The sequence below is a fragment of the Piscinibacter lacus genome, from assembly GCF_016735685.1.
GTDB lineage: Bacteria > Pseudomonadota > Gammaproteobacteria > Burkholderiales > Burkholderiaceae_C > Aquariibacter > Aquariibacter lacus.
In genome coordinates this window covers 489,068-507,002 of sequence record NZ_JAERRA010000001.1, presented here as the reverse complement: position 1 = coordinate 507,002, position 17,935 = coordinate 489,068, and the positions used below count along the sequence as shown (strand labels likewise).

Below are 17,935 nucleotides of genomic sequence, written 5' to 3'. Positions count from 1 at the left end.
CCAGAACGCCTTCGCGGGCTGCGGTTTCCGCTGGCTACGCCGCCCCACGGGCCGCAGCCCGGCGGCGGGCCCGCCCTTTCCTTGCCGCCCTCCCCTGCACCATGTCCCATCCCCCGATCGCCTGGACCGATGCCCAGCGCCAGGCCCGCTTCGCCGACTGGCTGCAGCAGCTCGCCGGCCCACAAGGCCTGCAAGCCGACAGCCTGCGCCCGGCCAGTGCCGATGCCAGCTTCCGCCGCTACTTCCGCATCGACAGCGCCCAGGGCAGCCGCATCGTGATGGACGCGCCGCCGGCGCAGGAGGACTGCAAGCCCTTCGTCGCCCTGGCCGCGCTGCTGCGTGAAGGCGGCGTGCGCGCGCCGGCGGTGCTGGACTGGGACGAGACCCAGGGCTTCATGCTGCTGGAGGACCTGGGCGACCGCACCCTGCTGCAGGCCCTGGACGGCCTGGACACCGCAGCCGCTGCGCCCCTCTACCGCCAGGCGATGGGCGCGCTGCTGCAATTGCAGCGCATCCCCGCCGAGGGCCGGGTGCCGGCCTACGACCGCGCCTTGCTCCAGCGCGAGCTGGACCTGTTCAAGCCCTGGTATGTGGAACGCCAGTGCGGCCTGAGCCTGGACGCCAAGGAGGCCGAGCAGCTCGACGTCTGTCTCGCCCGCATTCTGGACGTCTGCGCGGGCCAGCCCGCCGTGCTGGTTCATCGCGACTTCCACAGCCGCAACCTGATGGTCGACCGCGCGGACGCCTCCGCCCCGCTGGGCGTGCTGGACTTCCAGGACGCCGTCTGGGGCCCGATCAGCTACGACCTCGTCTCCCTGCTGCGCGATGCCTATGTGCAGTGGGACGAGGAAGTGCAGCTCGACTGGGCGATCCGCTGGTGGGAGCAGGCCCGCAAGGCCGGCCTGCCGGTCGATGCCGACTTCGGCGCCTTCTGGCGCGATTTCGAGTGGATGGGCCTGCAGCGCCACCTCAAGGTGCTCGGCATCTTCGCGCGCCTGCACCACCGCGACGGCAAGGATGCCTACCTGGCCGACCTGCCGCGCGTCTGGCAGTACGCCCACAAGGTTGCTGCGCGCTACCAGGGCCTGGGGCCGCTGGCTCATTTGCTGGAGCGCTTGGCCGGCGTGCAGCGGCTCGACGCCGCCACCTTCTGAAGCGGGCGCCGACGGCCATGGCCGCTGCGCCGCGTTGCCATGTCGATCGCCCGCTGCGCGCGGGCGATGTGTTCGAGCTGCCGCCGGGCAGCGCCCGCCATGTGCAGGTGCTGCGCTTGCAGCCGGGCGAGCGGCTGCGGCTCTTCGACGGCCGCGCGCATCCCGGCCAGCCCGGCGGCCTGGACTGGTCGGCCGAGATCCTGCACATGGGCCGCAGCAGCGTGCAGGTACGGGTCGACACCGCGGAGCCGGTGGACCGCGAGCTGTCTCGGCCGGTGAGCCTGGCCCTTGGCATGCCGGCCAACGAGCGCATGGACTGGCTGGTCGAGAAAGCCGGTGAGTTGGGCGCGACCGCGATCGAGCCGCTGATCTGCGCCCGCTCGGTGCTGCGCGTGCAGGGCGAGCGGGCCGAGAAGCGGCTGGCGCACTGGCAGGGCATTGCGGTGGCGGCCTCCGAGCAATGCGGCCGGGCGCGGGTCTGCCAGCTTCATCCCGTGCGCAGCTTCCGCGACGGACTGCGCAGCCCGGTTGAAGCCGACCCCGCCGCGGCTCGCTACCTGCTGAGCTTCCGGCCCGAGGCCCTGGCCCTGCCCGCCGCCCTGGCGGCCCTGGCGCCGGGCCAGGGCCTGCGCCTGCTCAGCGGGCCCGAGGGCGGCCTGAGCCCCGAGGAAGAGGCCGAGGCCCTGGCCGCGGGCTGGCAGCCGCTGAGCCTGGGGCCCCGCGTGCTGCGCGCGGAGACCGCGCCGCTGATGGTGCTGGCAGCCGTCGCCGCCCAGGGCTGAGTCGTCGCGCGGCGGCAGGGCCCACGACAAGACCCACCTTGGCCCGGACGTGAAAACGCCCCCGGCACCCAAGGGTGGCGAGGGCGTCTGGCGGAACCCGGCGACGCGGGCCCGGCGCGATTTACTTGCGGCGGAACTTGCGCAGCGCAGCGATCTGGGCGGCCATCGCGGCGAATTCGCCCTGGGCCTTGGCGAAGTCGATGTCGCTCTTGGCGTTCTTCATCGCTTCCTCGGCCTTCTGCTTGGCCTCGGTGGCCTTGGCCTCGTCGAGGTCGTGGCCGCGGATGGCGGTGTCGGCCAGCACGGTCACGCGGTCCGGCTGCACTTCGAGGATGCCGCCCGCGACGAAGACGAACTCCTCTTCGCCGTTGTCGGCCCGCTCGATGCGCACGGCACCGGGCTTGATGCGGCTGATTAGGGGGGTGTGCTTGGGCAGGATGCCCAGCTCGCCGCTTTCGCCGGGCAGCGCGACGAACTTGGCTTCGCCCGAGAAGATCAGGGCTTCGGCCGAGACGACGTCAACGTGGATGGTGGCCATGGGGAACCTTGGTGTCAGGGTGGGAAGCAGTCAGCAGGACCGGGGACTGGCCCAGCCGCTGCGCCGTGCCGCCCGAAGGCAGCGGGCGCTGCGGCCAGACCGAGCCGCAGCAGGTCTTACTGAAGCTTCTTGGCCTTCTCGAAGGCTTCGTCGATGGTGCCGACCATGTAGAAGGCCTGCTCTGGCAGCGAATCGCATTCGCCGGCCACGATCATCTTGAAGCCGCGGATGGTTTCCTTCAGCGGCACGTACTTGCCCGGCGAGCCGGTGAAGACTTCGGCCACGTGGAAGGGCTGCGACAGGAAGCGCTGGATCTTCCGGGCGCGGGCCACGGTCAGCTTGTCTTCCGGCGCCAGCTCGTCCATGCCCAGGATGGCGATGATGTCGCGCAGCTCCTTGTAGCGCTGCAGGATGCCCTGGACGGCGCGGGTGGTCGAGTAGTGCTCTTCGCCGATCACGTTCGGGTCGATCTGGCGCGAGGTCGAGTCGAGCGGGTCGACCGCCGGGTAGATGCCCAGGGAGGCAATGTCACGCGACAGCACGACGGTGGCGTCCAGGTGGGCGAAGGTCGTGGCCGGCGAGGGGTCGGTCAGGTCGTCCGCAGGCACGTAGACGGCCTGGATCGAGGTGATCGAGCCGACCTTGGTCGACGTGATCCGCTCTTGCAGGCGGCCCATTTCCTCGGCCAGCGTCGGCTGGTAGCCCACGGCGGAGGGCATGCGGCCCAGCAGCGCGGACACTTCGGTACCGGCCAGGGTGTAGCGGTAGATGTTGTCCACGAAGAACAGCACGTCCCGGCCTTCGTCGCGGAAGGACTCGGCAATGGTCAGGCCGGTCAGCGCGACGCGCAGGCGGTTGCCCGGCGGCTCGTTCATCTGGCCGTAGACCATGGACACCTTGGACTCGGCCAGGTTCTCCAGGTTGACGACGCCCGAATCGGCCATCTCGTGATAGAAGTCGTTGCCCTCGCGGGTCCGCTCGCCCACCCCCGCGAACACCGACAGGCCGCTGTGCGCCTTGGCGATGTTGTTGATGAGCTCCATCATGTTCACGGTCTTGCCGACGCCGGCGCCGCCGAACAGACCCACCTTGCCGCCCTTGGCGAAGGGGCAGATCAGGTCGATCACCTTGATGCCGGTTTCCAGCAGCTCCTGCGACGGCGAGAGCTCGTCGTAGCTGGGGGCCTTGCGGTGGATCGAGGCGGTGTGGGTCTGGTCGACCGGGCCGCGCTCGTCGATGGGAGAGCCCAGCACGTCCATGATGCGGCCCAGGGTGGCCGGGCCGACCGGCACGGTGATGGCCGCGCCGGTGTTGGTCACGGTCAGGCCGCGGCGCAGGCCGTCGGACGAACCCAGGGCGATGGTGCGGACCACGCCGTCGCCGAGCTGCTGCTGGACTTCCAGCGTGAGGGCCGAGCCCTCCATCTTCAGCGCGTCGTAGACCTTGGGCATGCGGTCGCGCGGAAACTCCACGTCCACGACCGCGCCGATGCACTGGACGATCTTGCCGACCGCGGCTTGAGTGTTCGACATCTTGCGTTCCTTCAATCAGGTTCTTTGCTGCTGCGAGCAGGGCGCGGCGTCAGCCGCTGATGGCGGCTGCGCCGCTGACGATCTCGGAGAGTTCCTTGGTGATGCCGGCCTGGCGGGTCTTGTTGTAGACCAGCTTCAGGTCGTTGATCACCGTGCCGGCGTTGTCGGTCGCGGCCTTCATGGCCACCATGCGCGCCGATTGCTCGGACGCCATGTTCTCGGCAACCGCCTGGTAGACCAGCGCCTCGATGTAGCGCAGCAGCAGGTCGTCGATGACCGACTTCGCGTCGGGCTCGTAGATGTAGTCCCAGCTGTGGCTGCCGCTGTCGGCCTGCAGCTTGTCGGCCGCCAGGGGCAGGAGCTGCTCCACTACCGACTCCTGCTTCATCGTGTTGATGAAGCGGGTGTAGCAGAGGTAGACCGCCTTGAGCTTGCCTTCGGCATAGGCATCCAGCAGCACCTTGACCGGACCGATGAGGCGATCGAGGTGCGGGGTGTCACCCAGGCCGGTGGCCTGGGCCACGACCTTGGCGCCGATGCGGTTCAGAAAGCCCAGGCCCTTGTTGCCGATGGCCACCGATTCCGAGGCCACGCCCTGGCTGTCCAGCTCGCGCAGCTTGGCCGTGACCGCGCGCAGCAGGTTGGTGTTGAGACCGCCGCAGAGACCCTTGTCCGTCGTCACCACCACGAAGCCGGCCTTGGCGGCGGCTTCGTCGTTGCTCACGATGAAGGGGTGGGTGTACTCCGGATTGGCCTTGGCGAGATTGGCCGTGATGTTGCGGATCTTGTCCGCGTAAGGCCGGGCCGCACGCATGCGGTCCTGGGCCTTGCGCATCTTCGAAGCCGCGACCATCTCCATGGCCTTGGTGATCTTCTTGGTGTTCTCGACGCTCTTGATCTTGCCGCGAATTTCCTTGCCGGCCGCCATGACGGAGCTCCTTTCTCTCGGGGGTCGTCAGACGGGGATCAGGCGAAGCTCTTCTTGAAGGCTTCGATCGCGCCCTTGAGCTCGGCCTCGGCATCCTTGTCGAGCGCCTTGTCGGCTTCGAGCTTGGCCACCAGGGCGGCATGGCTGGTCTTCAGGTGCTGATGCAGACCCGATTCGAAAGCCAGCACCTGCTTGACGGCGATGTCGTCGAGGTAGCCCTTGTTGGCGGCGTACAGCGTCGCGGCCATCATGCTGATGGACAGCGGCTGGTACTGGGCCTGCTTGAGCAGCTCGGTCACGCGGGCACCGCGGTCGAGCTGCTTCTTGGTCGAGGCATCCAGGTCCGAGGCGAACTGCGCGAAGGCGGCCAGTTCACGGTACTGCGCCAGGTCGGTCCGGATGCCGCCCGACAGGCCCTTGATCAGCTTGGTCTGCGCCGCACCGCCCACCCGCGACACCGAGATACCGGCGTTGATCGCGGGACGGATGCCGGCGTTGAACAGGCTGGTCTCCAGGAAGATCTGGCCGTCGGTGATCGAGATCACGTTGGTCGGCACGAAGGCGGACACGTCGCCGGCCTGCGTCTCGATGATCGGCAGCGCGGTCAGCGAACCCGTCTTGCCCTTGACCTCGCCCTGGGTGAAGGCTTCGACGTAGTCGGCGTTCACGCGCGCGGCACGCTCCAGCAGGCGGCTGTGGAGATAGAACACGTCGCCGGGATAGGCTTCGCGGCCCGGCGGGCGGCGCAGCAGCAGCGAAACCTGGCGGTAGGCCACGGCCTGCTTGGACAGGTCGTCATAGATGATCAGCGCGTCCTGGCCGCGGTCGCGGAAGTACTCGCCCATCGTGCAGCCCGAGTAGGCCGATACGTACTGCATCGCCGCCGATTCCGAGGCGCTGGCGGCCACCACGATGGTGTATTCCATCGCGCCGGCTTGCTCCAGCGAGCGCACCACGTTCTTGATCGAGCTGGCCTTCTGCCCGATCGCGACGTAGACGCAGGTCATGTTCTGACCCTTCTGGTTGATGATCGTGTCGATCGCCACCGCGGTCTTGCCGGTCTGGCGGTCGCCGATGATCAGCTCGCGCTGGCCACGGCCCACGGGCACCATCGAGTCGATCGACTTCAGGCCGGTCTGAACCGGCTGGTCCACCGACTTCCGCGCGATCACGCCCGGGGCGACCTTCTCGATGACGTCGGTCATCTTGGCGTTGATCGGGCCCTTGCCGTCGATCGGCTGGCCGAGCGCGTTCACGACGCGACCGATCAGCTCGGGGCCGACGGGCACTTCCAGGATGCGGCCGGTGCACTTGACCGTGTCGCCTTCCGAGATGTGCTCGTACTCGCCCAGGATCACGGCGCCGACGGAGTCGCGCTCGAGGTTCAGCGCGAGACCGTAGGTCGGCTGGCCGTCCTTGGTCGCGGGGAACTCCAGCATTTCGCCGGCCATCGCGTCGGACAGACCGTGGACACGAACGATGCCGTCGGTGACCGACAGCACGGTGCCCTGGTTGCGCACGTCCGCGGAGGCGCCGAGGCCCTCGATGCGGCTCTTGATCAGTTCGGAAATTTCAGCGGGATTGAGTTGCATCGTGTGCTCCCAGTCGGGTCCAGCGGCTCGTCGGCCTGGGCTGTGCGGCGCTGTCCAGGGGTGATTCGGTGCCGTCGCGCTCGCCGCCTCAGGCGGTGAGCTCGACCTTCATGCGTTCGAGGCGGGCGCGCACCGAGGTGTCGAGTACCTGGTCGCCGACGACGACGCGAACGCCGCCGATCAGCTCCGAGTCCAGGACCACGGACGCGTTGAGCTTGCGGCCGAAACGCTTTTCGAGCGTCTCGGCCAGATCCGACAGTTGCGCATCGTCGAGGGCGAACGCGCTGTGGACCACGGCATCAGCCGCGCCACTGGACGCATTGACCAGGGCTCGGAACTGCGCCGCGACCTCGGGCAGGGCGGCCAGGCGGCCGTTGTCGAGCAGCACGCGCAGGAAGTTGCGCACGCCGTCCTCGACGCCCTGTCCGCTGGCAGCCAGCAACACCTCTTCGACCTGCGACACGGTCACCTTGGGGTTGTCGGCGAAGGCCCGCAGACCGGCGTCGACCGCAACCGCGGCCAGCGCATCGATCTGTCGGCCCCAGGCCGCCACGTCGCCCTGGCGGGCGACCTGGAACAGCGCGTCGGCATAGGGCCGGGCGAGGGTGGCAAGCTCGGCCATGGTCAGAGCTCCGTCTTCAGGCGGGCCAACAGCTCGGCATGGACGCCGGCATTGACTTCGCGGCGCAGGATCTGCTCGGCGCCCTTGACGGCCAGCACGGCGACCTGCTCGCGCAGGGCCTCGCGGGCACGGACGACTTGCTGATCGGCTTCGGCCTTGGCGTCGGCGACGATCTTGGCGGCTTCCTCGACCGCGCGACGCTTGGCGTCCTCGACGATCGCCAGGGCGCGCTTGTCGGCGTCGGCGATGCGCTTGGTCGTTTCCTCGCGGGTCGCGACCAGTTGCTCTTCCACGCGCTTGTTGGCGGTGGCGAGCTCGGACTTGGCGCGGTCGGCAGCGGCGAGGCCGTCGGCGATCTTCTGCGCGCGCTCATCCAGGGCCTTCGCAAGCGGCGGCCAGATGTAGCGCATCGTGAACCAGACAAGGATCGCGAAGACGATCGCTTGCAGGATCAGGGTGGCATTGATATTCACGACTCGATCCTTTCGTTCGTGAAAGGCTCGTCAGCGATCAGGCGGCCAGTTGGAAGGGGTTCGCGAAGGCGAAGAGCAGGGCGATGGCGACGCCGATCAGGAAGGCCGCGTCGATCAGGCCGGCCAGGATGAACATCTTGGTCTGGAGCTCGTTGATCAGCTCCGGCTGGCGGGCCGAGGCTTCGAGGAACTTGCCACCCATCAGGGCAATGCCGATCGACGCGCCGATGGCGCCCAGACCGACGATCAGACCGCAAGCCAGCGCGACGAGGCCGAGGATGTTTTCCATGATGACTCCTAGTGAGTTTTGGTGAGGGAAAGGGAAAGAGATCAGTGAGCGTCGTGCGCCTGACCGACATAGATCAGCGTCAGCATCATGAAGATGAATGCCTGCAGCGTGATCACAAGAATGTGGAACAAGGTCCACACAGTACCCGCGACGAGATGGCCGAAGGCCAGCCCGAAACCGGTAAGCGAGAGCGTGAACGCACCACCCATCAGCGCGATCAGCATGAACACGAGTTCGCCGGCGAACATGTTGCCGAACAGCCGCATGCCGTGCGAAACGGTCTTGGCCAGGAACTCGATCATCTGCATGAGGAAGTTCACCGGGTAGAGCACGACCTTGTCGCCGAAGGGCGCCGCGACCAGCTCATGGGCCCAGCCGCCGAGGCCCTTGATCTTGATGTTGTAGACCAGGCAGACCACGAGCACGCTGACCGACAGACCTAGGGTGGTCGAGAGGTCGGCGGTCGGCACGACCCGCAGGTAGTCCTTGAAGCCCAGGGCCGGACCGGCTTCGTGCCAGATGGCCGGCAGCAGGTCGACGGGCAGCATGTCCATGAAGTTCATCAGGAAGATCCAGACGAACACGGTCAGGGCCAGCGGCGAGACCAGCTTGCGGCTGGTGGCGTTGTGGATGACGCCCTTGGCCTGGTTCTCGACCATCTCGTAGAGGATCTCGACGAAGGCCTGGAAGCGACCGGGCACGCCCGAGGTCGCGCGGCGGGCCGCGCGCCACAGCACGGTGCAGCCGATCAGGCCGAGCAGCACCGAAAAGAAGACCGAATCCAGGTTGAACACGCTGAAGTCGACGATCGAGGTCTGCTTGACGCTCTCGAAGTCGAAGTTCTTCTGCAGGTGCTGGAGGTGGTGAACGATGTACTCGCCGGCGGTCGGGCCGTTTCCTTCGCTTGCCATGTCTTGCGTCTCTCTCGATCGTCCGTTCATCGACCCCGCCGCAGCAGGGCCACCCAACCAGCCTTCAGGCTCACCACCAGGGTGGCGACCAGCGCCACCCACTCGACCCCCGGATGCAGCCAGGCGACCAGCGCCAGACCGATCAGCATGGCTGCGACCTTGACCCCTTCGAGCACGAAGAAGCCCATCAACCGCCATGGCGCCGGGGAGCCTTCGAGCCGCCGCAGACCGAGGGCCATCAGCAGCGCCGGAAGCACCACGATGGCCATGCCGATGCACGCCGCCTCAAACGCCGAGAACCGCCCGGTCCACCCAGCCCAGACCGCAGCACACAGGCCGCCGGCCAGGGCCTGCATCGCCACAAGGCGAAGCGGCGACCCGGTCGAGGGCTGCGCTGCGCGCCAGGCCTCGGCCTGGGCGCGGGTCCAGGGAGTCCCCGGGGGCTCGTCAACAAGCCCGTTGTCTGCCGTCTCGTCGGCCGACCACGTGGCACGATGACGCTCAAGCATCGTTCGTGCTCCTTCGGTCGATGTCGTCTCCGACCCCGGCTTCACAGGCGCCGCGCGGTCTGAAAGGTCCACGCTGGCGTCGCTCATCGGGGTCGTCTCCGGCAAACCCATCGAGTGTACGTGATTACCCTCACGATTGACCAGCCCCCCGCCGCCAAAGACCCGGAACGGCGAGGGCTCCGCCCGGCCGCCCTCGCGCTTGCAATGCTCTTGCTGCTTTTCGTCGGCTGCGCCCACGGCCCGCTGCCGGGCGGCTCCGAGGGCGTGCAGCGACCGCCCCACCATGGGCCGGAGGGCTTCCGCAACCGGGGCGAGGCCATCGAAGACAAGGGCCTCCTGACCCTGCTCAAGTGGCGCTGGCAGGCCTGGCGCACGCAATTGCCGCCGCCGCCGCAGGCCCCGGTGCCGCAGCAGCCCCCTGACTTGGTGTTTCTTCAGCACAACGCCCGGGCCGGCGCGGCCATGCAATCCGCGGTCACCTGGATCGGCCACGCCAGCATGCTGGTGCAGGTGGCCGGACTGAACCTGTTGCTCGACCCCATGTTCAGCGAGCGGGCCTCGCCGCTGAGCTGGATCGGCCCGAAGCGCGCGCAAGCCCCGGCGCTGACGCCGGCCACGCTGCCGCGCATCGATGCCGTGCTGATCTCGCACAACCACTACGACCACCTCGACCTGCCCAGCCTGCAGGCCCTGGCACGCCAGCCGGGCGGGCCGCCGCGCTGGATCGTGCCGCTCGGCGTCAGCCGGCTGCTCGTCGACGCGGCCCTGCCGGGCGCCGAGCACAGCATCGAGCTGGACTGGTGGCAGGAGACCGACCTGCCCGGCGCCGCCGGCCCGGTGGCGGTGGCGCTGACGCCGGCGCAGCACTGGTCGCGGCGCGGCCTGAGCGACCGCAACCGCACGCTGTGGGGCGGCTTCGCGCTCTTCGCGCCCGAGCTGCACCTGCTCTACACCGGCGACACCGGCTATTCGGACGACTTCCGCGCCATTCGCGCCCGCTATGCCGAGCGCCAGACGCCGGCCCGCGGCGGCGGCTTCGACCTGGCACTGATCCCCATCGGCGCCTACGAGCCGCGCTGGTTCATGCGCGCGCAGCATGTCAACCCGGAGGAAGCGGTACAGATCCACCTCGACCTGGGCGCGCGCCAGTCGGTGGGCGTGCACTGGGGCAGCTTCGAGATGAGCTTCGAGCCGCTCGACCAGCCGCCGCGCGACCTGGCCCTTGCACGCCGCGCCCGCGGGCTGGCCGACGAGGCCTTCCGCACCCTGGCGATCGGCGAGACGCTCAGGCTGCCGCGCCGCCCCCCAGCTCAATAGGCGGCGCGCGCGCCCTCGGCCCCCGGCCGCAGGTCGACGCGCAGGTAGTGCGCGCCGGGCAGGGGGTTGAAGTAGAAGGGCGGCACCTCGACAAAACCCAGCGAGGCATAAAGGCCGCGGGCGGCTTCCATGTCGTCCAGGGTGTCGAGCAGCAGGGCCGAGTAGCCGGCCTGCATCGCCCCGTCGATCAGGGCCTGCGCCAGCCGCCGGCCCAGGCCGAAGCGGCGGAAGGCCGGTCGGACGTAGAGCCGCTTCATCTCGCAGGCATTGGGCGCATCGGCATCGGGCCGCGGGCGGAAGGCGCCGCAGCCGGCCAGCTCGCCCCCGCACCAGGCCAGCAGCAGCAGGCCGCCGGGCTCGACATAGTCGCCGGGCAGGCCGGCCAGCTCGGCCTCAAAACCCTGGAAGGCCAGGTCCACACCCAGGGCCTGCGCATACTCGCGGAACAGCAGGCGCGCCGCGTCCAGCTCGGCCGGCGAGCGGGGGCTCAGCAACTGGACCTCGGGTGTCGCCATCGTGGCGCGACTTTAGCCGGCCCGCCCGCCGCGCTGCGGCCGGCGCCTGCTCAGTCGTACTTGACCGAGCAGCCGTAGGGCACGGTCACCGCCGGGCTGGCCGGCCGGCCTTCGGCAAGCTGGGCCAGCACTGCCGGCACATGCTGGGTGGCCCGGGCGATGTCCTCGGGCTTGGCGCTGGCAATGCTGTCGACCGCGCCGACATAGGCCAGCCGGCCCTGGGGCTGGATGACGACCATCTGCGGCGTGGTCTTGGCGCCGTAGGCGCGGCCGACCACGCCGTCCGGGTCGAGCAGGGTGGCGGCGGGCGCCGCGCCCTGCGCCTTCATCCAGTCGCCCAGGGCCGCCGGGGCCAGGTAATCGCCATGGCGGGGCGAGGTGGAGTTCACCGTCAGCCAGACCACGCCCGCCGACCCGGCCGCCTTCTGCTGGGCCGGCAGGTTGCCGCTGCTGTAGTGCTTGCGGACGAAGGGGCAGCCGGGGTTGGTCCATTCCAGCACCACGGTCTTGCCGGCGAAATCGGCCAGTTGCACGAGCCGGCCGGTGGTGTCCTTCAGGCTGAAGGCCGGGGCGGGCTGGCCGACCGCGGCCGGCGCGGCCTGGGCGGGCAGGCTCCAGGCCAGGGCCGAAGCCGAAAGGACGGCCAGGGCCGCGGACAGATGACGACGTCGCATGCGCTTTCTCCAGGGTCGGGGGACGGCGAGACGGAACAGGGGACAGGGCTCAGAGCGCCGCCACGGCTTGCAGGACTTCCTCGCGGCTCGGCAGTTCACTCAGAAGCTGGGGCTGCGCCTCGGCGCGGCCCGGGAAAAACACATAGACCGGCACGCCGCTGCGGCCGAGGCGGCCCAGCTCGGCGGTGATCGCGGCATCGCGCATCGTCCAGTCGGCACGCAGCTTGAGCACGCGCTTGCCGTCCATCGCGGCCAGCACCTCGGCATCGGCCAGCACGGTGCGCTTGTTGTACTGGCAGGTCACGCACCAGGCGGCGGTGAAGTCGACGAAGACCGGCTGGCCCGCCGCCCGGGCCGCGACGACCTTCTCGGCCGACCAGGGCTGCCAGTCGGCCGACACCGCAGGTTGCGCCGCCGCCGTCAGGGCCGCCCCCTGCCCGGCCCCGGCCTGCCAGCCCGGCCAGGCCCAGCCCAGGCTGGCCGCCAGCAGCAGCAGGCCCAGGCCGCGCCAGACCGTGCGACCCAGGCCGCCCGCCCAGGGCGTGGCCCAGGCCCAGGCCGCAAAGGCCAGGGCCAGCAGCACGCCCAGCAGGCCGACCAGGCCCTCCACCCCCGTCTGCAGGCCCAGCACCCAGCCCAGCCAGACCACGGTGGCGAACATCGGGAAGGCCATCAGCACCTTGAAGCGCACCATCCACAAGCCAGGACGCGGCAGCCGCTTGGCTAGGCCGGGCAGCGCGCTCAGCAGCAGGTAGGGCAGGGCCATGCCCAGGCCGAGCATGGCGAAGACGAGCAGGGCCTGCGCCGTGGGCAGCGCCACCGCCGCGCCCAGGGCTGCGCCCATGAAGGGCGCCGTGCAGGGCGAGGCCACCGCCACCGCCAGCACGCCCGAGAGCGCATCGTCGACCCGCGGATGGCGGGCCCGCAGCCCGCCCAGGCCGGCCGGCAGCAAGCCGCCGATCTCGAAGACGCCGGCCAGGTTCAGGCCGATCAGGGTGAAGAGGACGGCCATGCCCGCGATGAAGGCCGGGCTCTGCAACTGGAAGCCCCAGCCGAGCTGCTCGCCCGCCGCGCGCAGCGCCAGCAGCGCGCCGGCCAGCAGCAGGAAGCTGAGGATCACGCCGGCCGTGTAGGCCAGGCCGCCGCCGACCAGGGCACGGCGGTCCTCGCCATGCTGGGCCAGGGCCAGGGCCTTGAGCGAAAGCACCGGGAAGACGCAAGGCATCAGGTTGAGGATGGCGCCGCCCAGCAGTGCGCCCAGCAGCAGGGCCAGGCTCAGCGCGACCGGCTCGGCCGGCGGCGGCGTGGCGGCCCCGCCGGCCAGCGCGGCCTGCAGGGCGGGCGGCAGCTCGACCGCCTCGACCGGCGGCAGGCCGCTGAGCGCGGCCTCCACGCGCAGCAGCAACGCCTCGCCGCCGGCCGGGCCGGGCAGCACGCGCAGCACCACCGGCAGGCTGGCCGGGCTGCTGCTGCGCTGCGGCGAGAGCGGCCAGGCGGCCTCCAGCACCCCGCCGGTCCAGCGCAGGGCCGGCTCGGCGGCATGGTCGATCAGGGCCTCGACTTCGCTGTAGAGCTCGATCGGCCGCCCCTGCAGCCCGGCCGGCAGGCCCTCGATGCGCAGCGCCAGCGCGCCAGGGTCCAGGGGCGCCGCCCGCGGGCCGTGGCCGTCGTCGACCGGCGCCGAGGCCGCACCCGCCGGCGCCGGCTGATGGCGGGCCTCGGCCTGCGCGCCGGCCACCGCCTGCGGCCGCTGCGCCCAGCTTGCCTCGAAAGCCGCGCGGTGCGCGGCCAACGCGCCCTGGGCGGGCAGGCGGATCCGGAAATCGCCGCCGTCGGGAATGCACTCTTCCTTGCAGACCAGCCAGTCCGCGCGCAGCGACACCTCGAGGCTGTCGCCGCGCCAGTCGGCCGGCAGGCTCAGCGCGACGGGCAGCAGCAGCTCGCCCTCGAAGCCGTAGTTCACCAGCGGGCCCACCCGCAGGCGATGCGGCACCGGCCAGTCGATGGGGCCGAGCTGCACGCCGGGCGGCAGCGTCCATTCCAGCCGGGTCGGCAGGCCGGAATCGCCGGGGTTCTTCCAGTAGGTGTGCCAGTGCGGCTCATGCTGGAGCTTCAGGCCCAGCCACATCGGCTTGCCGGGGCCCAGGCCCTCGGGCGCATGGGCGACCAGCTCGGCGCGCACCTGGGGGGTCTCCACCACCGCCGTCGCGGCGGCCGCGGGCGCGGGCGCCGTGCCCAGGGCCTGGGCCAGCGGCCCGGCGGCCTGGGCGGCCACGGCCGAGGCGAGCAAGGCGGCCGCAGCCAGGCCCCGACGCAGGACGGCGGGCAATCGATCAGGACGGAAAAGGGCAGGCACGGCAGGCTCGTTCGGAGGGGAGACGGACGCAGGGCGGGGCCGCTGCGCAGGGGATTGGAACGGATCGCGCGCCGAGGTTCCCCGCAAGTGCCTCCGGCACCCGGCGCGCACGGTGGCGACGGGACGCCGCAGGCCGATCTTCAGCCGGGCACGGGGCCGTCGAAGCGCAGCATCCACAGCGCCGTCAGGGCCAGCAGCAGGGCCGAGACGCGGTTGAAGCGCCGCATCCGGCGCCCCGGCACCGGCCCGCCAGCCAGCCAGCCACGCAGGGCGGCGCCGAGCACGGCATAGCTGAAGTTGCTGCCGAAGCCGTAGAAGGCCATCACCGCCAGCACGGTCAGCAGGCGCGGCAGGGCCGTGCCCTCCTCGCCCGGCCGCGGCAGCACCCAGCCGGCGCTGAGGGTGAGCGCAAACATCCAGGCCTTGAGGTTGAGAAACTGGAGCAGCACGCCTTCGCGGTAGCCGAGCGGCTGCTCGCGCGTCGGGGTGGCCGCCGGGCCGGCCTCGGCCCGAGCCAGGCGCCAGGCCAGGCTGAGCAGATAGGCCAGGCCCAGCAGCTTGAGCGCGCCGCGCAGCGCCGGCTCGGCTGCCACCAGCGCGCCCACCCCGCTGGCCACCGCCGCCATCAGCAGCAGCCAGCCGCTGGGCACGGCCAGGCAGAAGGGCAGGGCGGCGCGCAGGCCGTGGCGGGCAGCCAGGGCCGTGACCAGCACGGTGTTGGGGCCGGGGGTGAAGGTCATCGTCGTGGCCAGCAGCAGCAGGGCCAGCAGCTCGTTCAAGGGCATGGCGCGAGTGTCGCGGCAGCGCAGGCGGGCGGGCTGCGGGGGACGGATACAACTGGGAGCCGCCCCGCCCGATAGAGTGCGGCCATGGATGAACCGACCGTGCCCATGGGCGAGCCCGAGCTGTGGCGCGCCAGCGACTACCGCCGGGGCCTGCCCCCGGGTGCCGGCACGGGCACCCCGCCGGTCGATCCGCGGCTGCGCAGCCTGAGCCCCTCGCTCTATGCCGACCTCGTGCAAGGCGGGGACGACGGCCGGCCGGCCGACCTGCTCGAAGCCCTGGCCGCCTGCCTGCGCCATGGCTGCGCCGCCACCCTGCAGCTCGAATGGGACGACCATGTGCTGCCGCTGACCATCTTCCCGCGCGAGCGCCTGGTCCATGTGCCGCTGAGCGGCGCGCAGCTCTGGGCCCTGCCCTTCGATCGCCTGCGCCTGATCGAGGCCGAGCCGGCCGTGCTGCGCCCGCCGGGCCGGCCCGGCAGCCCCGCCGAAGCCGCCCCGCCGCCCGCCGCCCGCCCCAGCAGCCTGCCGCTGACCGGCCCGCTCGGGCCCGACCTGCTGCCCCTGAATCCGCTGGACGTGGACTTCGAGCTGCACCTGCCCCCGCAGCCGGATGCCCCGCCCGAGCCGCCGCCCGAGGCCGGCCCCCTGGCCCTGGCGGCCGACTGCCAGCCCCTGGCCCGCCTGGCCTGGGCCCTGGCCGGGCGCGGCGCGCGCGATGCGCTGCTGCCGGGCATCGCCGGCCCGGCGCTCTACCGCTGCACGCCCGACAGCCAGTTGCCGCCCGAAGCCAGCCGCGGCTGGCGCGAGGCCTGGCGGCGCCTGCACGACCAACCGGTCAGCGTCGAGACGGTGGCCGGCTGGCCCGGCATGGAGCCGGCCCAGGCGCGCCGGCTGCTGAACGGCCTCTACCTGCAATCGGGCCTGATCGTCAGCCGATCGCATGTGGCCCTGACCTGGAGCGCCTGGTTCGGCGCCCTGCTCGACCCGGAGCGCTGAGCCGGCCGCGCGCGCCCCGCGCCGGCCTCAGCCGCCCAGCGCTTCCCAGCGTTCGAGCGCGGCGAGCAGTTCCTCGTCCAGCGCCGCATGGCGGGCCTGCAGGGCGGCGTAGTCGCTGCTGCCGAGGGTGGCGTAGAGGCCGGGATCGGCCAGCCGCGCTTCCAGCGCCTTCTGCTCGGCCTCCAGCGCGGCCAGGCGCTCGGGCAGGGCGTCCAGCTCGCGCTGCTCCTTGTAGCTGAGCTTGCGCCGCGCGACGGCGGGCGCCGCGGCGGGCGGCGGCGGCGCGACCGCGGCAGCCACCGGCGCGACCGGCGCCGCACTGCGCGCGGCCTTGGCTGCGGTGGCTTGCAGCGCGGCGGCGCGGCGCGACTGGACCAGCCAGTCCTCGATGCCGCCTTCGTATTCCTTCCAGCGGCCCTCGCCCTCGGCGCCTTCGGCGACCAGCACGCTGGTCACCACCGCATCGACGAAGCGCCGGTCGTGGCTGACCAGGAAGACGGTGCCGGGGTAGCTGGCGAGCAGCTCCTCCAGCAGCTCCAGGGTCTCGATGTCGAGGTCGTTGGTCGGCTCGTCGAGCACCAGCACATTGGCCGGCTGCGCGAACAGCCGGGCCAGCAGCAGGCGGTTGCGCTCGCCGCCCGACAGGGTGCGGACCGGCGCATTCGCGCGCTGCGGCGGGAAGAGGAAATCGCCGAGGTAGCCGATCACATGCTTGCGCGCGTTGCCGATCTCGACCCAGTCGCTGCCCGGGCTGATGGTTTCGGCCAGGGTCTTCTCCGGGTCCAGCACCTCGCGCAACTGGTCGAAGTAGGCCACCGTGCGCTTGGTGCCGGTGCGGACGACACCCTCGTCGGGCGCCAGGTTGCCGAGGATGAGCTTGAGCAGCGTGGTCTTGCCCGCGCCGTTGGGGCCGACGATGCCGAGGCGGTCGCCGCGCAGCACGGTCAGGTCCAGCCCGCTCACCACCTGGCGCAGGCTGCCGTCGGGCCGCGGCCAGGCCTTGCTGACGCCTTCGAGCACGGCCACCAGCTGGCCGCTGCGCTCGCCGGCATCCAGGTCCAGCTTGACGCGGCCGACCTGGTCGCGCCGCGCGGCGCGCGCCGCGCGCAGGCCTTCGAGCCGGCCGATGCGGGCCACGCTGCGCGTGCGGCGGGCCTCGACGCCCTGGCGCACCCAGACTTCCTCCTGCGCCAGCAGCTTGTCAGCGCGGGCATTGAGCAGGGCCTCGGACTCCAGCTCGCGCTGCTTGGTGGCCTCGTAGGCGCTGTAGCGGCCGGGGTAGCTGCGCAGGATGCCGCGGTCCAGCTCGATGATGCGGGTGGCCACCGCGTCGAGGAAGCTGCGGTCGTGGGTCACCACGATCAGCGCGCCGCGCCATTCGGCCAGCAGCTCTTGCAGCCAGACGATGGCGTCCAGGTCCAGGTGGTTGGTCGGCTCGTCGAGGAAGAGCACATCGGGCTGGGCCACCAGGGCCTGGGCCAGCGCGACCCGCTTCTTCAGGCCGCCCGACAGGCTGTCGACCCGGCGCGCCGGATCCAGCGCCAGGCGCTGCAGGGTGGCGTCGACGCGCTGCTCCCAGGTCCAGCCGTCCAGGGCCTCGATGCGGGTCTGGATGGCGTCGAGGTCGTCGCCATCCTGGTGGGCCTCGTAGCGTTCGCGCAAGGCCTTGGCCTCGGCCACGCCCTCGGACACCGCATCGAAGATGGTGGCCTCGGGCGCGAAGCTCGGCTCCTGCGGCAGGTAGTGGCGGCGCAGGCCCTGCTGCTGCTGGAGCAGGCCGTCGTCGAGCTTTTCCAGCCCGGCCAGGATCTTCAGCAGCGAGGACTTGCCGGTGCCATTGCGGCCGATCAGCCCCAGCCGTTCACCCGCCTCCAGGCTGAGGCTGGCGCGGTCGAGCAGGGCCCAGTGGCCGTAGGCGAGCTGGGCGTCGGTGAGCGAGAGCAGGGCCATGAGATGCGTTCG

General features: G+C 71.1%; 18 protein-coding genes. 4 read left to right on the top strand and 14 right to left on the bottom strand.

Going from position 1 to position 17,935, the window contains the following annotated elements:
• Nucleotides 1–101: 101 nt before the first annotated feature.
• Nucleotides 102–1,154: an aminoglycoside phosphotransferase family protein gene (locus tag JI742_RS02330; RefSeq protein ID WP_201823665.1), complete on the top strand. Its 1,053-nt coding sequence runs from the start codon at nucleotides 102–104 to the stop codon at nucleotides 1,152–1,154.
• Between the two features lie 17 nt (nucleotides 1,155–1,171).
• The gene (locus tag JI742_RS02325) at nucleotides 1,172–1,936 is read left to right on the top strand and encodes a 16S rRNA (uracil(1498)-N(3))-methyltransferase (protein ID WP_201823663.1); all 765 of its coding nucleotides are present in this window, start codon (nucleotides 1,172–1,174) and stop codon (nucleotides 1,934–1,936) included.
• A 121-nt stretch (nucleotides 1,937–2,057) separates the two neighbouring features.
• On the opposite strand, the gene JI742_RS02320 is transcribed toward JI742_RS02325, so the two are convergent.
• The 9 genes from JI742_RS02320 to JI742_RS02280 form a co-directional block, all read right to left on the bottom strand.
• Nucleotides 2,058–2,474, bottom strand: coding sequence for a F0F1 ATP synthase subunit epsilon (locus JI742_RS02320; RefSeq protein ID WP_201823661.1), 417 nt, complete (start codon nucleotides 2,472–2,474; stop codon nucleotides 2,058–2,060).
• A gap of 116 nt (nucleotides 2,475–2,590) precedes the next feature.
• Entirely contained in the window at nucleotides 2,591–4,006 is a 1,416-nt protein-coding gene (gene atpD, locus JI742_RS02315; RefSeq protein WP_201823659.1) for a F0F1 ATP synthase subunit beta, read from the bottom strand.
• A gap of 49 nt (nucleotides 4,007–4,055) precedes the next feature.
• Nucleotides 4,056–4,934, bottom strand: a complete 879-nt coding sequence (gene atpG / locus JI742_RS02310; RefSeq protein WP_201823657.1) for a F0F1 ATP synthase subunit gamma — start codon at nucleotides 4,932–4,934, stop codon at nucleotides 4,056–4,058.
• Nucleotides 4,935–4,972: 38 nt separating this feature from the next.
• Nucleotides 4,973–6,526, bottom strand: coding sequence for a F0F1 ATP synthase subunit alpha (gene atpA, locus JI742_RS02305; protein WP_201823654.1), 1,554 nt, complete (start codon nucleotides 6,524–6,526; stop codon nucleotides 4,973–4,975).
• A gap of 88 nt (nucleotides 6,527–6,614) precedes the next feature.
• Nucleotides 6,615–7,148 carry a F0F1 ATP synthase subunit delta gene (locus tag JI742_RS02300; RefSeq protein ID WP_201823651.1) on the bottom strand — a complete coding sequence of 178 codons (534 nt, stop codon included), beginning with the start codon at nucleotides 7,146–7,148 and terminating at the stop codon, nucleotides 6,615–6,617.
• 2 nt (nucleotides 7,149–7,150) lie between these two features.
• Complete coding sequence (locus tag JI742_RS02295; RefSeq protein WP_201823648.1) at nucleotides 7,151–7,621, bottom strand: F0F1 ATP synthase subunit B; 471 nt, start codon at nucleotides 7,619–7,621, stop codon at nucleotides 7,151–7,153.
• A gap of 37 nt (nucleotides 7,622–7,658) precedes the next feature.
• Nucleotides 7,659–7,910: a F0F1 ATP synthase subunit C gene (atpE, locus tag JI742_RS02290; protein WP_182663203.1), complete on the bottom strand. Its 252-nt coding sequence runs from the start codon at nucleotides 7,908–7,910 to the stop codon at nucleotides 7,659–7,661.
• Between the two features lie 41 nt (nucleotides 7,911–7,951).
• Nucleotides 7,952–8,821 carry a F0F1 ATP synthase subunit A gene (gene atpB, locus JI742_RS02285; RefSeq protein WP_201823644.1) on the bottom strand — a complete coding sequence of 290 codons (870 nt, stop codon included), beginning with the start codon at nucleotides 8,819–8,821 and terminating at the stop codon, nucleotides 7,952–7,954.
• Nucleotides 8,822–8,847: 26 nt separating this feature from the next.
• Entirely contained in the window at nucleotides 8,848–9,417 is a 570-nt protein-coding gene (locus tag JI742_RS02280; RefSeq protein ID WP_201823641.1) for an ATP synthase subunit I, read from the bottom strand.
• Between the two features lie 117 nt (nucleotides 9,418–9,534).
• Between JI742_RS02280 and JI742_RS02275 the strand changes: the two genes are divergently transcribed.
• Entirely contained in the window at nucleotides 9,535–10,647 is a 1,113-nt protein-coding gene (locus JI742_RS02275) for an MBL fold metallo-hydrolase (RefSeq protein ID WP_201823638.1), read from the top strand.
• Here the strand turns inward: JI742_RS02275 and JI742_RS02270 are convergent.
• From JI742_RS02270 to JI742_RS02255, 4 genes are all read right to left on the bottom strand, one after another.
• Entirely contained in the window at nucleotides 10,641–11,162 is a 522-nt protein-coding gene (locus JI742_RS02270; RefSeq protein ID WP_201823635.1) for a GNAT family N-acetyltransferase, read from the bottom strand. The two genes, JI742_RS02275 and JI742_RS02270, sit on opposite strands and share 7 nt — an antisense overlap.
• Before the next feature lie 50 nt (nucleotides 11,163–11,212).
• On the bottom strand, nucleotides 11,213–11,836 hold the full coding sequence (locus JI742_RS02265) for a redoxin domain-containing protein (protein WP_201823632.1): 624 nt from the start codon (nucleotides 11,834–11,836) through the stop codon (nucleotides 11,213–11,215).
• A gap of 49 nt (nucleotides 11,837–11,885) precedes the next feature.
• Nucleotides 11,886–14,165 carry a protein-disulfide reductase DsbD family protein gene (locus tag JI742_RS02260; protein WP_236676744.1) on the bottom strand — a complete coding sequence of 760 codons (2,280 nt, stop codon included), beginning with the start codon at nucleotides 14,163–14,165 and terminating at the stop codon, nucleotides 11,886–11,888.
• Nucleotides 14,166–14,332: 167 nt separating this feature from the next.
• Nucleotides 14,333–14,977: a LysE family translocator gene (locus tag JI742_RS02255; protein WP_201823629.1), complete on the bottom strand. Its 645-nt coding sequence runs from the start codon at nucleotides 14,975–14,977 to the stop codon at nucleotides 14,333–14,335.
• Nucleotides 14,978–15,061: 84 nt separating this feature from the next.
• Here JI742_RS02255 and JI742_RS02250 point away from each other — a divergent pair, with 84 nt between their 5' ends.
• Complete coding sequence (locus JI742_RS02250) at nucleotides 15,062–15,973, top strand: hypothetical protein (RefSeq protein ID WP_201823627.1); 912 nt, start codon at nucleotides 15,062–15,064, stop codon at nucleotides 15,971–15,973.
• A gap of 27 nt (nucleotides 15,974–16,000) precedes the next feature.
• Here the strand turns inward: JI742_RS02250 and JI742_RS02245 are convergent, their stop codons facing one another.
• Nucleotides 16,001–17,923, bottom strand: a complete 1,923-nt coding sequence (locus tag JI742_RS02245; protein ID WP_201823624.1) for an ATP-binding cassette domain-containing protein — start codon at nucleotides 17,921–17,923, stop codon at nucleotides 16,001–16,003.
• Between the last annotated feature and the right edge of the window lie 12 nt (nucleotides 17,924–17,935).